The sequence below is a fragment of the Pseudomonas sp. Root401 genome (assembly GCF_001425105.1).
Lineage (GTDB): Bacteria > Pseudomonadota > Gammaproteobacteria > Pseudomonadales > Pseudomonadaceae > Aquipseudomonas > Aquipseudomonas brassicacearum.
Map to the genome: position 1 here is coordinate 190,929 of NZ_LMDO01000065.1, position 16,592 is coordinate 207,520.

General features: G+C 61.3%; 18 protein-coding genes. 14 read left to right on the forward strand and 4 right to left on the reverse strand.

Going from position 1 to position 16,592, the window contains the following annotated elements:
• The first annotated feature begins 138 nt into the window (after positions 1-138).
• On the forward strand, positions 139-924 hold the full coding sequence (locus ASC85_RS29725) for an outer membrane protein OmpK (RefSeq protein WP_057452457.1): 786 nt from the start codon (positions 139-141) through the stop codon (positions 922-924).
• A 143-nt stretch (positions 925-1,067) separates the two neighbouring features.
• Here the strand turns inward: ASC85_RS29725 and ASC85_RS29730 are convergent, their stop codons facing one another.
• Positions 1,068-2,222: a patatin-like phospholipase family protein gene (locus ASC85_RS29730; RefSeq protein ID WP_057452458.1), complete on the reverse strand. Its 1,155-nt coding sequence runs from the start codon at positions 2,220-2,222 to the stop codon at positions 1,068-1,070.
• 48 nt (positions 2,223-2,270) lie between these two features.
• Positions 2,271-3,203, reverse strand: a complete 933-nt coding sequence (locus ASC85_RS29735; protein WP_057452459.1) for a lipid A biosynthesis lauroyl acyltransferase — start codon at positions 3,201-3,203, stop codon at positions 2,271-2,273.
• Between the two features lie 118 nt (positions 3,204-3,321).
• Between ASC85_RS29735 and minC the strand changes: the two genes are divergently transcribed.
• From minC to ASC85_RS29770, 7 genes are all read left to right on the forward strand, one after another.
• The gene (gene minC / locus ASC85_RS29740; RefSeq protein WP_057452460.1) at positions 3,322-4,059 is read left to right on the forward strand and encodes a septum site-determining protein MinC; all 738 of its coding nucleotides are present in this window, start codon (positions 3,322-3,324) and stop codon (positions 4,057-4,059) included.
• A 201-nt stretch (positions 4,060-4,260) separates the two neighbouring features.
• Positions 4,261-5,073, forward strand: a complete 813-nt coding sequence (gene minD / locus ASC85_RS29745; RefSeq protein WP_003179114.1) for a septum site-determining protein MinD — start codon at positions 4,261-4,263, stop codon at positions 5,071-5,073.
• Positions 5,073-5,327 carry a cell division topological specificity factor MinE gene (minE, locus tag ASC85_RS29750; RefSeq protein ID WP_003179111.1) on the forward strand — a complete coding sequence of 85 codons (255 nt, stop codon included), beginning with the start codon at positions 5,073-5,075 and terminating at the stop codon, positions 5,325-5,327. Before minD ends, minE begins: the two co-directional genes overlap by 1 nt.
• 187 nt (positions 5,328-5,514) lie before the next feature.
• The gene (locus ASC85_RS29755) at positions 5,515-6,150 is read left to right on the forward strand and encodes an RluA family pseudouridine synthase (RefSeq protein ID WP_003204542.1); all 636 of its coding nucleotides are present in this window, start codon (positions 5,515-5,517) and stop codon (positions 6,148-6,150) included.
• 18 nt (positions 6,151-6,168) lie between these two features.
• Positions 6,169-7,272, forward strand: coding sequence for a hypothetical protein (locus ASC85_RS29760; protein WP_057452461.1), 1,104 nt, complete (start codon positions 6,169-6,171; stop codon positions 7,270-7,272).
• A gap of 95 nt (positions 7,273-7,367) precedes the next feature.
• A complete protein-coding gene (locus tag ASC85_RS29765; protein WP_014339686.1) occupies positions 7,368-8,657 on the forward strand; it encodes a M18 family aminopeptidase in 1,290 nt (429 codons plus the stop codon).
• 255 nt (positions 8,658-8,912) lie between these two features.
• The gene (locus ASC85_RS29770) at positions 8,913-9,095 is read left to right on the forward strand and encodes a hypothetical protein (protein ID WP_057452462.1); all 183 of its coding nucleotides are present in this window, start codon (positions 8,913-8,915) and stop codon (positions 9,093-9,095) included.
• 7 nt (positions 9,096-9,102) lie between these two features.
• Here the strand turns inward: ASC85_RS29770 and ASC85_RS29775 are convergent, their stop codons facing one another.
• A complete protein-coding gene (locus ASC85_RS29775; RefSeq protein WP_057452463.1) occupies positions 9,103-9,849 on the reverse strand; it encodes a UTRA domain-containing protein in 747 nt (248 codons plus the stop codon).
• A gap of 349 nt (positions 9,850-10,198) precedes the next feature.
• Between ASC85_RS29775 and ASC85_RS29780 the strand changes: the two genes are divergently transcribed.
• The 6 genes from ASC85_RS29780 (at position 10,199) to ASC85_RS29805 (ending at position 15,599) form a co-directional block, all read left to right on the forward strand.
• Positions 10,199-11,266 (forward strand): ABC transporter substrate-binding protein, encoded by a 1,068-nt coding sequence (locus tag ASC85_RS29780; RefSeq protein ID WP_057452464.1) that lies wholly within the window; start codon positions 10,199-10,201, stop codon positions 11,264-11,266.
• 211 nt (positions 11,267-11,477) lie between these two features.
• The gene (locus ASC85_RS29785; protein WP_057452465.1) at positions 11,478-12,284 is read left to right on the forward strand and encodes an alkaline phosphatase family protein; all 807 of its coding nucleotides are present in this window, start codon (positions 11,478-11,480) and stop codon (positions 12,282-12,284) included.
• Between the two features lie 5 nt (positions 12,285-12,289).
• Positions 12,290-13,126, forward strand: coding sequence for an ABC transporter permease (locus tag ASC85_RS29790; protein WP_161798371.1), 837 nt, complete (start codon positions 12,290-12,292; stop codon positions 13,124-13,126).
• Positions 13,113-13,913, forward strand: a complete 801-nt coding sequence (locus ASC85_RS29795; protein ID WP_014339692.1) for an ABC transporter permease — start codon at positions 13,113-13,115, stop codon at positions 13,911-13,913. Before ASC85_RS29790 ends, ASC85_RS29795 begins: the two co-directional genes overlap by 14 nt.
• Complete coding sequence (locus ASC85_RS29800; protein WP_057452466.1) at positions 13,910-14,899, forward strand: ABC transporter ATP-binding protein; 990 nt, start codon at positions 13,910-13,912, stop codon at positions 14,897-14,899. The genes ASC85_RS29795 and ASC85_RS29800 overlap by 4 nt, the downstream gene beginning before the upstream one ends.
• 46 nt (positions 14,900-14,945) lie before the next feature.
• A complete protein-coding gene (locus ASC85_RS29805) occupies positions 14,946-15,599 on the forward strand; it encodes an HAD family hydrolase (RefSeq protein WP_057452467.1) in 654 nt (217 codons plus the stop codon).
• 18 nt (positions 15,600-15,617) lie between these two features.
• Here ASC85_RS29805 and ASC85_RS29810 read toward each other — a convergent pair whose 3' ends face one another.
• Positions 15,618-16,406 carry a DUF2182 domain-containing protein gene (locus ASC85_RS29810; RefSeq protein WP_057452468.1) on the reverse strand — a complete coding sequence of 263 codons (789 nt, stop codon included), beginning with the start codon at positions 16,404-16,406 and terminating at the stop codon, positions 15,618-15,620.
• Between the last annotated feature and the right edge of the window lie 186 nt (positions 16,407-16,592).

Sequence of the window (16,592 nt, forward strand, 5' to 3'; positions counted from 1 at the left end):
GCTCAGCTCTTGCTATCAGCACTGGCCACAAGCGAAAAGCTGACCGAACGGATGTTTTTCATCCGTAGAAAAAAGGCGCCACACCAGAGCGCTGACCCGAAAAAAAAGCGGTACCACTTACCTTTGGGAGCAAACCGAATGAAACGTACGTGCACCAGCCTGATATTCGCAGGAGCCTTGGTGGCCGGGGGCCAAGCGATGGCCGACGACCTGTTCCAGTGGCAGAACAACAGCCTGACCTACCTGTATGGCAAGGATTTCCAGGTCAACCCGCGCATCCAGCAGACCGTGACCTTCGAACACGCCGACGCCTGGAAATACGGGGACAACTTCTTCTTCCTCGATCGGATCTTCTACAACGGCCAGGACGACAGCCAGTCCGGCCCGAACACCTACTACGGTGAGTTCAGCCCACGCCTGTCGTTCGGCAAGATCTTCGACCAGAAGCTGGAACTGGGCCCGATCAAGGATGTGCTGCTGGCCATGACGTATGAATTCGGCGAAGGCGACAACGAGTCCTACCTGATCGGCCCGGGCTTCGACCTGGCGATTCCCGGCTTCGACTACTTCCAGCTGAACTTCTACAACCGCCAGACCGAAGGCCCACGCGCCGGCGACAACGTCTGGCAGATCACCCCGACCTGGGCCTACACCCTCCCGGTGGGTTCATCCGACATCCTGATCGACGGTTTCATCGACTGGGTGGTGGACAACGACACCAACTCCAAGGGCACCTACCACGCCAACCTGCACATCAACCCGCAGATCAAATATGACCTGGGCAAGGCGTTGAAGCTCGGTGCCAAGCAGTTGTATGTGGGCGTGGAGTATGACTACTGGAAGAACAAGTACGGGATCGAAGACAGCGACGGGTTCAAGACCAACCAGAGCAATACCAGCTTCTTGCTGAAGTACCATTTCTGATCCTGGGATCGATATCGCAGACAATCCCTTTGTGGGAGCTTGCTCCCACATGGGTTTGTGTGTTGGACCAGTTTCAGCGTCCACCGCAAAATCTCCTGTGGGAGCGAGCCTGCTCGCGATGGCGGTGGACCTGCTTACATCCCTTATGCCAACCCCAAAAACCGACTCAACGCCTCACGCTGCGCCAACGCATCCTGGCGTCCCAGCTCGATCAGTTCGCTGCAATACCCCGACTCGAACAACAGGTAACTCAGCACCCCTGCGCCACTGGTCTTGGTCGCGCCCGGCCCGCGCAAGAAAAGCCGCAACGCACGGGGCAGTTCCTGGCGATGGCGGGCGGCGATTTCGTCGATCGGCTGGCTCGGGGAAATCACCAGCACGTCTACCGGCGCCGCGCCGAGGGCGTGGGCCGGTACATCATCGGGCAGCAGGTGACTGAACCCGTTCAGGCGCTCAAGCAACTCGATGTCGCTTTCCAGGCTGTCAATGAACGTGCTGTTGAGCATATGGCCGCCGATCTGCGCCAGGGTCGGTTGCAGGCCGGTGTAGCTGCGCTCGGTGGGATCCTGCCCGCCAGCGCCACGGGGGTTGCCGCTGACGCCGATCACCAGCACCCGATTGGCCCCAAGGTGCAAGGCCGGGCTGATGGGCGCCGATTGCCGTACCGCGCCGTCACCGAAGTATTGCGGGCCGATCCTGACCGGCGCGAACAACAAGGGAATCGCCGAGCTGGCCAGCAAGTGCTCCACCGATAACTGCGTCGGTACCCCGATACGTCGATGGCGCAGCCAGGCATCGATGGTCCCGCGTCCCTGGTAGAAGGTGACGGCCTGGCCGGACTCATAACCGAACGCGGTCACCGCCACCGCGCGCAGTTGCTGCTCGACGATGGCCTGCTCGATGCCCGAGGTATGGAATTGGGCCTGGAGCAGTTCGCGCAACGGCGAACTGTCGATCAGCGCCACCGGCAACTTGGCCCCCAGGCCCAACAGGCTGTGGGTTATGAAACGCGTCGCCTGGGCAATCACGCCCCACCAGTCGCTGCGCATGACCTGATGGCTGCGCACCGCTTGCCAGAACGCCGTCAGCCGCTCGATGGCGGTCTTGAAGTCCATCGCCCCGCTCGCCAGGCTGACCGCGTTGATCGCCCCGGCCGACGTGCCGACGATCACCGGGAACGGGTTGTCCGCACCGTCCGGCAACAATTCGGCGATGGCCGCCAGAACGCCCACCTGATACGCCGCCCGAGCCCCGCCGCCGGAAAGAATCAAACCTGTAACCGGTTCAGCTGGGGTCATCGCAATGCTCCGTGCTCAAGGTGTTGCTGAAAATGGCGGACTATTGGCTCAACCGCGTTTGTCGTACAGCTTCGGCTCGCCCGGTGGACGGCTCTTGAAGCGCCGGTGGGCCCAAAGGTATTGCTCGGGACAATCACTCACCGACTGCTCGACCCACTGGTTGATGCGGATGCAATCGGCCTCCTCGGTCTCGCCCGGGAAATCCGTCAGCGGGGCCTGGATCACCAGGCGATAACCGCTGCCGTCGGCCAGGCGTTCCTGAATAAAGGGCACCACCAGCGCCTTGCCCAGGCGGGCGAACTTGCTGGTGGCCGTGACCGTCGCGGCCTGGATGCCGAACAGCGGCACGAACACGCTCTGCTTGGCGCCGTAATCCTGGTCCGGCGCATACCAGATCGCCCGCCCGGCCCGCAGCAGCTTGAGCATGCCGCGCACGTCGTCACGCTCCACGGCCAGGGAGTCGAGGTTGTGCCGCTCGCGGCCGCGGCGTTGGATGTAGTCGAACAGCGGGTTCTTGTGCTCACGGTACATGCCATCGATGGTGTGTTGCTGGCCGAGCAAGGCCGCGCCGATTTCCAGGGTGGTGAAATGCAGCGCCATCAGGATCACGCCCTTGCCCTCGCGCTGGGCCTGCTTGAGATGCTCCAGTCCTTCGACATGGGCCAGTTTCGCCAGGCGCGAACGCGACCACCACCAACTCATGGCCATTTCGAAAAAGGCGATGCCAGTGGAGGCAAAGTTTTCCTTGAGCAGACGCTTGCGTTCGGCGGCGGACTTTTGCGGGAAACACAGTTCCAGGTTGCGACGGGCGATGCGCCGTCGGTCGCCGGCTACTCGATACATCAGCGCGCCCAGTGCGCGACCGACCCGCAGCAACAACGGATAAGGCAATTGAACGATCAGCCACAACAGGCCCAGGCCGCACCACAGCAGCCAGAAACGCGGATGAAAAAATGCAGCTCGAAAACGCGGGCGATCCATTACAGCTTCCATTAGGACATGGGCCGCGCATTCTACATTGTTCGACCCGGGTTGCGGCTGGCGGACGATCTCGTTATAAGTCTCGGCACTTTTAGTGACAAGCCGTTGTACGCCGACCATGAGCCAAACCGAACCGCTAGACCAAGATCCCGTGTTCCAGCTGAAGGGCAGCATGCTCGCCATTACGGTGCTGGAGCTGGCCCGCAACGACCTGGAAGGCCTTGACCGGCAGTTGGCGGCCAAAGTCGCCCAGGCGCCGAATTTCTTCAGCAATGCCCCGCTGGTGCTGGCCCTGGACAAGCTGCCGGCCGGCGAAGGCGCGGTGGACCTGCCAGGCCTGATGCGCGTTTGCCGCCAGCACGGCCTGCGCACCCTGGCGATCCGCGCCAGCCGCATCGAAGACATCGCCGCAGCCATCGCCGTGGACATTCCGGTGCTGCCGCCGTCCGGCGCCCGGGAGCGGGTGCTGGAACTGAGCCCCGTCGAAGCCAAGAAAGTCCCGGAAAAACCACCAGAACCCACCATCAAGCCAACGCGCGTCATCACCTCGCCAGTACGCGGCGGGCAGCAGATTTATGCCCAGGGTGGCGATCTGGTCATCGTGTCCTCGGTCAGCCCGGGGGCGGAACTTCTCGCCGATGGCAACATCCATGTATACGGCCCGATGCGCGGTCGCGCGCTGGCCGGCGTCAAGGGCGATACGAAAGCCAGGATCTTCTGTCAGCAATTGAGCGCTGAACTGGTCTCCATCGCCGGGCAGTACAAGGTCTCCGAGGATTTGCGCCGCGATCCGTTGTGGGGGGCCGGCGTCCAGATCAGCCTGTCGGGCGACGTGTTGAACATCATTCGGCTTTAACGGATACTGCCGCATTTTCCAAGCATCTCTAAAACGAGCGAAAACGGCTTAAACGACGTAGGAAAAAGGATCAGGCAGTGTTTACCGGAGGTAGACCCCGCCCCGACATCCGATTCCAGCCAAGCCTGTCCAATTGCAGCAGTTTTCCAGAGATGTTTTTCAGGGGCTGAAAAAGTCCTTTTTCCTTAGGGGTGAAACACCTTGGCCAAGATTCTCGTGGTTACATCCGGCAAGGGTGGTGTGGGTAAGACCACCACCAGCGCCGCTATCGGTACCGGTCTCGCTCTGCGCGGCCACAAGACAGTCATCGTCGACTTCGACGTCGGCCTGCGTAACCTGGACCTGATCATGGGTTGCGAGCGTCGCGTGGTCTACGACTTCGTCAACGTGGTCAACGGCGAAGCGAACCTGCAACAAGCCCTGATCAAGGACAAGCGCCTTGAGAACCTCTACGTGCTGGCCGCCAGTCAGACCCGCGACAAAGACGCGCTGACCCAGGAAGGCGTGGAAAAAGTCCTGATGCAACTCAAGGAAGACTTCGAGTTCGTGGTGTGCGACTCCCCGGCCGGTATCGAGAAAGGTGCCCACCTGGCCATGTACTTCGCTGACGAAGCGATTGTCGTGACCAACCCGGAAGTGTCGTCGGTGCGTGACTCCGACCGCATGCTGGGCCTGCTGGCGAGCAAATCCCGTCGCGCCGAGAAGGGCGAAGAGCCGATCAAGGAACACCTGCTGCTGACCCGCTATAACCCGCAACGGGTCAGCGATGGCGAAATGCTGGGCGTCGAAGACGTCAAGGAAATCCTCGCCGTCACCCTGCTGGGTGTCATTCCGGAATCCCAAGCGGTACTCAAGGCCTCCAACTCCGGCGTGCCGGTGATTCTCGACGACCAGAGCGACGCCGGCCAGGCATACAGCGATGCCGTCGATCGCCTGCTGGGCAAAACCGTGGAGCATCGTTTCCTCGATGTAACGAAGAAAGGTTTCTTCGAGCGCCTGTTTGGAGGTAGGTAATGAACCTTTTTGACTTCTTTCGTGCCAACAAAAAGCCCAGTACCGCCTCGGTCGCGAAAGAGCGTCTACAGATCATCGTGGCGCACGAACGCGGCCAACGCAGCACCCCTGACTACCTGCCAGCCTTGCAGAAGGAACTGGTGGAAGTGATCCGCAAATACGTCAACATCGGTAGCGATGACGTGCACGTGGCACTGGAAAGCCAGGGCAGCTGCTCGATCCTGGAACTCAACATCACCCTGCCGGATCGCTGATAGATCCTGCGGGAGCCACGGCGGCTCGGGCTCAGCGCCCTTGTGTAGGCGCTGGCGAAGCCTGCGATCTTTTGATCTTTCACTTGAAACTCAAGGAAGCTCGGAAAAGATCGCAGGCTTCGCCAGCGCCTACATATAGGACGACGGGCCCGAGCCGCCGTTGGCGTTTGTAACGAGACTGTTTTCAATGCCCCTGTCCAACATCCGCATCATTCATCAGGACGCCGCCGTCCTGGTGGTCGACAAGCCGACCCTGTTGCTCTCCGTGCCCGGCCGGGCCGACGACAACAAGGACTGCCTGATCACCCGCCTGCAGGAAAACGGCTATCCGGAAGCCCGAATCGTGCACCGACTGGACTGGGAAACCTCCGGCATCATCCTGTTGGCCCGCGACCCGGACACCCATCGCGAACTGTCCCGGCAATTTCATGATCGCGAAACCGAAAAAGCCTACACGGCGCTGTGCTGGGGCCAACCGGAACTGGACAGCGGCAGCATCGACCTGCCCTTGCGCTACGACCCGCCGACCAAACCTCGGCATGTGGTGGACCATGAGCACGGCAAACACGCCCTGACCTTCTGGCGCGTGCTGGAACGTTGCGGCGATTGGTGCCGGGTTGAACTCACGCCGATTACCGGGCGCTCGCACCAATTGCGCGTGCACATGCTGTCCATCGGTCATCCGCTGCTGGGCGACGGGCTCTACGCCCACCCGCAGGCCCTCGCTGCCTGGCCGCGCCTGTGCCTGCACGCCAGCATGCTGAGTTTCACCCATCCGCAAAGCGGCGAGCGCTTGCGCTTCGAGTGCCCGGCACCGTTCTAAATTCGATAAAGGCTTGGCATGCAGGCTATTGATTTTCAGGAAACGCCCGTCAAAAAAGTCCGCCATCAGTTGCTGTACCTGGTCTATGGCGACAAGGACGCTTATCGCCACGAGGCCAAGTTCAGCATCCTGACCGCCCTCGCCCACGGCAATCCGTCGACCCTGCCCACCATCAGGATCCTGACCGACCGGCCTGAGGACTATCAGGGCTGGCCGGTGGAGACCCTCGCGCTGAGCCCACAGTTGCTGACCGAGTGGCAAGGCAATAATGGTTACATTCACCGGCGCAAAGCCTGCGCCATCGCGGCCAGTCTGACACTGGCGGAAAAAACCCTGTTCGTCGACACCGACACGCTATTCCTCGCCGATCCCGACCTGCTGTTCAAGCAAATCCAGCCAGGTCGATACCTGATGGACAGCTTCGAATACAACTGGGACTACGTCTGCAAGCGCGAGGATTACCTCAAGCTGGGCACGCACCTGCGCCGCCACGGCATCACTCCGGACAACAGCTTCAAGCTCTACAACAGCGGGCTGTGCGGCGTGACCGACAACGACACGGCGCTGCTGACCCAGGCCATCGAGCGGATTGACGAATGGACCGAAGATGGCTTCGACATCCACACCATCGAACAGATCGCGATCTCGTTCACGTTACGCAACCAGACCATTTACGAAACCAACAAACACGCCTATCACTACTTCGCCGAAAAACGCTTCTTCCATACCATGCTGGCGCACTTCTTTGCCCTGCACGGCGAGGCGTTCGGTACGCAGTTGCTTGAGCGCTGCCATGACGTACCGCGCACCCGGCCTTTCCCGTCGGCCTGGCGGCGGCTGAAGATCAAATGGAAATTGCGCCACCAGCGCGGCGCCTTGTACAGGATCGGTCGCGACCTGCTGTATGGCAGCGCGGCGCCGGAGCACCCTTACTACAACCTTTGCCGGCACCATTGGTGGGATTCGGCATCGAGGGAAATTTCCCGCCTGGACCCGGAGCGCCGGCAACAGCTGTTCGGCCAACTGGAGCGCTGGCCGCACCACTTGCCAGAACCATCCAAGGCGCAAGACAAGCCAATCATCATGGCTTATCTGCGTGAGCGACTCGCGGCGTCAGGATAATCAAGGGCATTGGACACAAGCACCATCGGGGATTGGGCCTGCAACGCTTGTCGTCGATGGGTTAAACTGCCGCCCATTGCTGTCTGGAGTTTCTTATGCGCGCAGAGTTGAACCAGGGCCTGATCGACTTTCTCAAGGCCTCCCCTACCCCGTTCCATGCCACCGCCAGCCTTGCCAAGCGCCTGGAGGCGGCAGGCTATCAGCGTCTTGACGAACGCGAGACCTGGGCCACCGAGGCCAACGGTCGCTATTACGTCACACGCAACGACTCCTCGATCATCGCCTTCAAGCTCGGCCGCAACTCACCGTTGCACGATGGCATCCGCCTGGTCGGCGCCCACACCGACAGCCCCTGCCTGCGGGTCAAGCCACAGCCGGAACTGCAACGCCACGGGTTCTGGCAACTGGGCGTGGAAGTCTACGGCGGCGCGTTGCTGGCGCCGTGGTTCGACCGCGACCTGTCCCTGGCTGGGCGCGTGACCTTCCGCCGCGATGGCAAGGTCGAAAGCCAGTTGATCGATTTCAAGGCGCCGATCGCCACGATTCCGAACCTGGCCATCCATCTCAATCGCGAAGCCAACCAGGGCTGGGCCATCAACCCGCAGAATGAACTGCCGCCGATCCTTGCCCAGTTCGCCGGTGACGAGCGCGTCGATTTCCGAGCCGTGCTCACCGATCAACTGGCCCGCGAACACGGCCTGAATGCCGACGTGGTACTCGACTACGAGTTGAGTTTCTACGACACGCAAAGCGCCGCGGTCATTGGCCTGCACGGCGATTTCATCGCCGGTGCGCGCCTGGACAACCTGCTGTCGTGCTACGCCGGCCTGCAAGCGTTGCTGAACGCTGACACCGAAGAAACCTGCGTGCTGGTGTGCAACGATCACGAAGAAGTCGGCTCGTGCTCGGCCTGTGGCGCCGACGGCCCGATGCTGGAGCAAACCCTGCGTCGCCTGCTGCCTGAAGGCGAAGAGTTCGTCCGCACCATTCAGAAATCCCTGCTGGTGTCGGCGGACAACGCCCACGGCGTGCACCCCAACTATGCCGACAAGCACGACGCCAACCACGGCCCCAAGCTCAATGCCGGCCCGGTGATCAAGGTCAACAGCAACCAGCGCTACGCCACCAACAGCGAAACCGCCGGGTTCTTCCGCCACCTGTGCATGGCTGAAGAAGTGCCGGTGCAAAGCTTCGTGGTGCGCAGCGACATGGGCTGTGGCTCGACCATCGGCCCGATCACCGCCAGCCAGTTGGGCGTGCGCACCGTGGACATCGGCCTGCCGACCTTCGCCATGCATTCGATCCGTGAACTGTGCGGCAGCCATGACCTGGCGCATCTGGTGAAGGTGCTGAGCGCGTTCTACGCTTCTCGCGAGTTGCCATGATCCCTGAGCTTGCTCCCGCTGGGCCGTAGGAGCTGTCGAGTGCAACGAGGCTGCGATCTTTCCCCAGACACTTGAGTCTCAAGCGAAAGATCAAAAGATCGCAGGCTTCGCCAGCTCCTACAGAACCCAGCGGGAGCATGCGCCCTCGCCACAACGTGCCCACCTCAAATTCTGGGGAGGCCGTGACATACATCAGCACACCCCGGCAAAACCCCAACTAGACTGACCTTATCCTTCCCCGACAAGGCTGTCGCCATGATCTCGATGTCTTCGTTCAACGCCATGCTGGTGCCCATCATTGCCGGCATGATCCTGCTGGCCATCGGCTTCAACTTCCGTGACAAGGGCGTCGGGGTCTTTGCCATGTGGATCGGCATGTTGTTGATCCTCGCCACGGTGGTGATCAAGATCCTGAGCAAGCTCAACGAGTCGCTCTGACCCTGCCTCAGGCTGCGGGCGATTGTTCCGGCACAGGTTGCTCCGGCACATCCACGCCGACATGGATCGCATCGTGTCGCCAGAACTCCAGGTCGCAATCGATCAGCCGCTGATGCTGGTCATAGTTGACCCGTGCGATGCGAAGCCCGGGGCTGCCCACCGAGACCTTCAACGCCGCTGCCGCTTCCAGCTGTAAAGAGGTGGGCACGATTTCAAACTTCACCCGGCCGTAGTGCAAGTCGTAATGGCGGGCGTACAGTTCGGTGATGGACTGGTTGAGGTCGAACCCCAGGATGTCCGGAAAATACTGCGGGTTCAGGTAGTGCTCGACGTACAGCACCAGCCGCTCGTCGATACGCCGCACGCGGCAGATCTGGATCACGCTGGACAACGCCGGCAGTTGCAACCAGGCACACACCGCCGCCGAAGCAGGTTGCAGGCGCGCCGAGATCACTTGGGTAGAAGGCACACGCCCTTGGGCTGCGACCATGGCGTGGAAATGGCTGCGCTGCATCAGGTTGTAGGCCAGGCGCGGCGGCGAGACGAACCAGCCCCGGCGCTCCTCCCGATAAATCTGCCCCTGGGCTTCGAGCTGCAACAACGCCTCACGCACGGTAATCCGCGTGGTCCCGAACAATTCACTGAGCTTGCGCTCGGCCGGCAATTTGCTGCCGGGCGCCAGCAACCCGTGATCGAGCTGCTCTTGCAGGACCTGTCCGATGGCTGTCACCGCTTTGGTTGCATCGATGCGCATCAACGTTACCTATCTGGACTAGACCAGCACTGTTTCGGGGCAAGATCGAATGTCCATCGATCCGCTTCTTGGTCCAGCAAGCCTAGGCACTGCACATGACTGGCAGATGACAGAGCCGCCGAACGGTCGTTTTGCAAGCGTGCAAATTAACGGCCAAGTCCTTGCAGATCAGCTGTTTAACCATGGTCTACGCTTAATTCGCAGCCAGCTTCCACGAGCCGGGCATTTCCTGGACCCTCCAACACCGACATCAAAATGTCACAGGGCTCGCCTACATTGGCTCAGGTATTGCTGACCTAGACCAACACAACCGCAATCGCAGCGTTGAAAACGCCCATAGGAGCTTCGGATGAAACAGCTTTTCCTGGCATCACTGTTAGGCTCGACCATTGCCATGTGCACCGCCGCCATGGCCGCTGACACCGATCTGAAAACGTTGGAAGCCGCTGCGAAAGCGGAAGGCGCCGTGAACAGCGTCGGCATGCCCGATGACTGGGCAAACTGGAAAGGCACCTGGGACGACCTGGCCAAGGTCTACGGCCTGAAGCACATCGACACCGACATGAGCTCGGCCCAGGAAATCGCCAAGTTCGCCGCCGAGAAAGACAACGCCAGCGCCGACATCGGCGACGTCGGTGCAGCTTTCGGCCCGATCGCGGTCAAGCAGGGCGTGGTTCAACCCTACAAGCCAAGCACCTGGGAACAAGTCCCTGCCTGGGCCAAGGACAAGGACGGCAACTGGGCATTGGCCTATACCGGCACCATCGCGTTCATCGTCAACAAGAAGCTGCTGCACGGCTCCGACGTGCCGACCAAGTGGGCGGACCTGAAGACCGGCAAATACAAAGTCTCCATCGGTGATGTGAGCACCGCCGCCCAGGCCGCCAACGGCGTACTGGCCGCGGCCCTGGCCAACGGCGGCGACGAGAAGAACGTCCAGCCGGCATTGTTGATGTTCGCCGAGATCGCCAAGCAAGGGCGCCTGTCCATGGCCAACCCAACCATCGCCACGATGGAAAAGGGTGAAGTCGAAGTCGGCGTGGTCTGGGATTTCAACGGCCTGAGCTACAAGGCCAAGATGGCCAACCCGGATGACTACGTCGTGCTGATTCCGTCCGACGGCTCGGTCATCTCCGGCTACACCACCATCATCAACAAATACGCCAAGCACCCGAACGCCGCCAAGCTGGCCCGCGAGTACATCTTCAGCGACGCCGGCCAGATCAACCTGGCCAAGGGCAACGCCCGTCCGATCCGCGCCGAGCACCTGACCCTGCCGGCAGAGGTCAAGGCCAAGCTGCTGCCGAACGAGCAGTACAAAGGCGTGACCCCGATCAAGGACGCGGATGCTTGGGAGAAGACTTCCAAGGCACTGCCGCAGAAGTGGCAGGAAGAAGTGATCATCAACATGCAATAAGGCGGTAGCTCCCGCTCGGATATCCACTGGGTACCCCACTGTGGAAGCAGACCCTGTGGGAGCAAAGCTTGCTCGCGATAAACGATGACACGGTCCTGAAACTGCACCGTATCACCAGCATCGCGAGCAAGCTTTGCTCCCACAGGCCTGCTCTTACAGTGGAGCTTGGGGGATTCGAGTTTTCTGGTATCTGCCCGGAGTCCCGGTACCCATGAAGCACAACGTCATCCTGGTGGTGCTCGACGGTCTCAACCATGAGGTCGCCCGGCATGCCATGGGGCATTTGCAGGCTTACGTCAGCGCAGGACGCGCGGCCCTCTACAAACTGGAATGTGAGTTGCCCGCCCTGTCCCGTCCGCTCTACGAATGCATCCTCACCGGCGTCGTGCCCATCGACAGCGGGATCGTGCACAACAACGTCTCGCGCCTGTCGAACCAACGCAGCATTTTCCACTACGCCACCCAGGCCGGCTTGAGTACGGCCGCCGCGGCGTATCACTGGGTCAGCGAGCTCTACAACGTTTCGCCCTTCGTGGCCGGTCGTGATCGTCACACCGACAACCCCGACCTGCCGATCCAGTACGGGCATTTCTATTGGAATGACCACTACCCCGATTCCCATCTGTTCGCCGACGCCGAACACCTGCGCCAGCGCTACCTGCCGAACTTCCTGCTGGTGCACCCGATGAACATCGACGACGCCGGCCACAAGCACGGCCTCGACACCCCGCAATACCGCAACAGCGCCCGCTCGGCCGACATCAACCTGGCGGTCTACCTGCAAGGCTGGCTCGACGCCGGTTACCAGGTGCTGGTGACGTCCGACCACGGCATGAACAACGATCGCTCCCATAACGGCCTGCTGGCCGAAGAACGGGAAGTACCGCTGTTTGTCCTGGGCAGCGGCTTCAGTCTCGATCCCGCGGCCACGCCCCGGCAGACCGAACTGTGCGGCACCATCTGTCAATTGCTCGGCGTCGACCACGACAAACCCTATTGCCAGGAGTTACTCAAGTGAACGCCATGACGCGCGGCAAATGGCTGGCAGCGTTGTGCCTGGTGCCCTTCGCGATTTTCTTCATCGTGTTCCAGATCGCCCCGCTGCTCTGGGTGCTGGTCAACAGCCTGGAATCGGAAGAGTTCGGCTGGGGCCTGGCCAACTTCAGCAAGATCTTCAGTTCCAAGTTCTACCTGCAAGCGATCCAGCACAGCCTGGAGATCAGCTTCTGGTCCAGTGTGTTCGGCATCGTCATCGCCGTGCTGGGCAGCTACTCCCTGCGCCGGGTGGATTCGCGGTTGCGCAACTTCGTCAACGCTTTTGCCAACATGACCAGCAACTTCGCCGGCGTGCCCCTGGCCTTCGCCTTCATCATTTTGCTCGGGTTCAACGGCAGCATCACGATCATGCTCAAACAGGCGGGGATCATCGAGGATTTCAACCTGTACTCGAAAACCGGCCTGATCATCCTCTACACCTACTTCCAGATCCCCCTGGGCGTGCTGCTGCTCTATCCGGCCTTCGACGCCCTGCGCGAAGACTGGCGCGAGTCCGCCGAGCTGCTGGGCGCCAACGGCTGGCAGTTCTGGCGCCACATTGGCTTGCCGGTGCTGACCCCGGCGCTGCTGGGCACCTTCGTGATCCTGCTGGCCAACGCCCTCGGCGCTTACGCCACGGTCTATGCGCTGACCACCGGCAACTTCAACGTGCTGCCGATTCGCATCGCCGCCATGGTTTCTGGCGACATTTCCCTCGACCCGAACATGGCCAGTGCCCTGGCCGTGATATTGGTGGCGTTGATGACCGTGGTCACCATCGTCCACCAGTTGCTGCTCAAGAGGAGCTACCATGTCTCGCGCTGAACCGGGCTCCGTCGGGCTCTATCATCGGGTGGTGGTGTACCTGCTGTTCGCCATCCTGCTGCTGCCCCTGGCCGGCACGCTCGTCTACTCCATCGCCAGCAGTTGGTCGGCCACCGTGCTGCCCAGCGGCTTCACGTTCAAATGGTATGTGCAGTTGTGGAGCGACCCGCGTTTTCTCCACGCCTTCGGTCAATCGCTGCTGGTCTGCGTCGGTGCGCTGGTGCTCTCGGTGGTGTTGATCCTGCCGTTGCTGTTCGTGGTGCATTACCACTTCCCCAGACTCGACGCACTGATGAACATCCTCATCCTGCTGCCCTTCGCGGTGCCGCCGGTGGTGTCGTCGGTGGGGCTGTTGCAACTCTACGGCTCCGGGCCGCTGGCGATGGTCGGTACGCCCTGGATCCTGATCGGCTGCTACTTCACCGTCGCCCTGCCGTTCATGTACCGGGCGATCACCAACAACCTGCAAGCCATCAACCTGCGCGACCTGATGGACGCCGCCCAACTGCTCGGTGCCAGCACCTTCCAGGCGGCGTTCCTGGTGGTGCTGCCGAACCTGCGCAAGGGCCTGATGGTGGCGCTGCTGCTGTCCTTCTCGTTCCTGTTCGGCGAATTCGTGTTTGCCAACATCCTCGTTGGCACTCGCTATGAAACCCTGCAGGTGTACCTGAACAACATGCGCAACAGCAGCGGTCACTTCACCAGTGCGCTGGTGATTTCTTACTTCCTCTTCGTACTGGTCCTGACCTGGGCGGCCAACATCTTGAGCAAGGACAAAAGCCAATGAGCTACGTCAGCGTCCAACACCTGCAAAAAAGCTACGCCGGCACGCCGGTGTTCAGCGACATCAATTGCGAGATCCGCAAGGGCGAATTCGTCACCCTCCTCGGCCCTTCCGGTTGTGGCAAGTCCACACTGTTGCGCTGCATTGCCGGCCTGACCGCGGTGGATGCCGGCCAGATCATCCTCGACGGGCAAGACATCGTCCCGTTGAGCCCGCAGAAACGCGGCATCGGCATGGTCTTCCAGAGCTACGCCTTGTTCCCCAACATGACCGTGGAACAGAACGTCGCCTTCGGCCTGCGCATGCAAAAAGTCGACGCATCGGACAGCCACAAGCGTGTGCTGGAGATCCTGCGCCTGGTGGAACTGCATGATTTTTCCGGCCGCTATCCCCATCAACTGTCCGGCGGCCAATGCCAGCGCGTCGCCCTCGCACGCTCCCTGGTCACGCGGCCGCGCCTGTTGCTGCTGGACGAGCCGCTGTCGGCCCTGGATGCACGGATTCGCAAGCACTTGCGCGAACAGATCCGACAGATCCAGCGTGAGTTGGGCCTGACCACGATCTTCGTCACACACGACCAGGAAGAAGCCCTGACCATGTCTGACCGGATTTTCCTGATGAACCAGGGAAAGATCGTACAAAGCGGCGATGCAGAAACCCTTTACACAGCGCCAGTCGACGTCTTTGCCGCCGGCTTCATCGGCAACTACAACCTGCTGGATGCCGACAGCGCGAGCAAACTGCTGCAACGGCCGATGAGCGGCCGTATCGCCATCCGTCCGGAAGCCATCGAGCTGAGCCGCGACGGCGAGGCCGATGCGCTGATCCGCAGCCACAGCCTGTTGGGCAACGTGATTCGCTACCGGGTCGAGGCCCGTGGCGTGGAACTGGTGGTGGATGTACTCAATCGCTCGGCCGCCGACCTGCACCCCGATGGCGCACGCCTGTCACTTTCCATCGATCCGTCGGCGCTGTGTGAGGTAGCCTGATGGCTTTATCGATTTTGAAGCTGATCTTGAAGAGGAAAACGCGCTGATGGCCCTGGCAATTTTTGATCTGGACGAAACCCTGATCCACGGCGACTGCGCCACCCTCTGGAGCGAACAGATGGGGCGCCTGGGCTGGGTCGATCCCGAGTCGTTCATGCAGCGCAACAACGCGCTGATGGACGCCTACAGCCACGGCAAGCTGAGCATGGAAGAGTACATGGACTTCAGCCTGGAACCGATGATTGGCCGCACACCGGAAGAAATCGAACACTTGGTGGGGCCTTGGGTGGAAGACTTCATCGAACCGATCATCTTCAGCGACGCCACCAAGACCATCGCCGAACACCGCAAGGCCGGCGACCGGATCCTGGTGATCTCGGCCTCCGGCACGCACCTGGTCAAGCCGATTGCCGAACGCCTGGGCATCGACGAGATCCTGGCGATCGAACTTGAAGTGAGCCATGGGGTGTACAGCGGCCAGACGGTGGGCACCCTGACCTACCGCGAAGGCAAGATCGCGCGGCTGCTGGACTGGCTGGATGCCGAGGAAGAGAACCTGGAAGGCGCAAGTTTCTATTCCGACTCGCGCAATGACCTGCCGCTGCTGCTCAAGGTCGATTACCCGCATGTGGTGAACCCGGACCCGGTATTGAAGGCCCATGCCGAATCGGCCGGGTGGCCAATCCACACCTGGAAATAAACCCCCACAGGTTTTGCCCTAGCCCAGCAGCAGCCACAGGCTCCAGCCGAGCAACAACACACCGCAGAGACGGCTGAGCCAGAGTCCCTGCGGCAGGTTTTTCTCCAGCAAGATGAAGGCACCGATCACTGCCACCCAGAGCAGGTTCATCACGCCGACAACGAACAGCAGACCCATCAGGGCCCAGCAGCAGCCCAGGCAATAAGCGCCATGGGCCAGGCCCATGCGCCAGCCGCCGAGCACGTCGGGGCGCCAATAGCTGAGCAGAAAATGCAGCGGCCCGCGACAATGCTCAAGGCAGACCGCCTTGCTTGGCAGCCACTGATAGATACCTGCAACCAGCAGCAAGCCGGCGCCCAGCGCGGTACTGGTGCTGCGCATCCCCGGACTGAGCAGGGCGAGCTGCTCGAGCGCCCATTGCAGCGCCGTGGCGCCCAGGGCGAAACCGGCCCAGACCAGGACATAGGCGCTGCAGAACAGCAGCAGGGCCAGGTGTCGCTGCGGTGCTGGCATGCGCTTGCGCAGCATCTGCTGGTAGATCAACAGCATGGGCAAGGTACTGGGCAGCATCATGCCGACCATCATCACCACCCACATGGCGAACATCAGCAGCGCATCGGCCAGGCTCCAGGGCATGAGCATGCCGCCCATTGCCGTATCAGCCATGCCGCCCGGCGCACTCATGTCGCGGGCCATGCGCAACAGCAGCAGCCAGGCCAGGGCGGTCAGCGCGAGCAGGCAGAGCAGGAGCAGCCACTGCTCGCCCGTCAGTCGCTTGCTCGGCGTCACCGCCTGAGGTTCGGCCATTACGGCTCTATGCCATGGCCGGTGAAGTGCACGTGGGCGAGGTGGCTATGACTGCCCTGGGATTGTAGTTTGAGGGCCAGCCCTTTCAAGGTCTTTGATAAAATCCCACAAAACTCCAGTCAGGGTGACGAAAGCAATGTGGGCAGAAGTTCTAGCGCGGTTTGAGAAAAAAGCACCGGCCAGTGT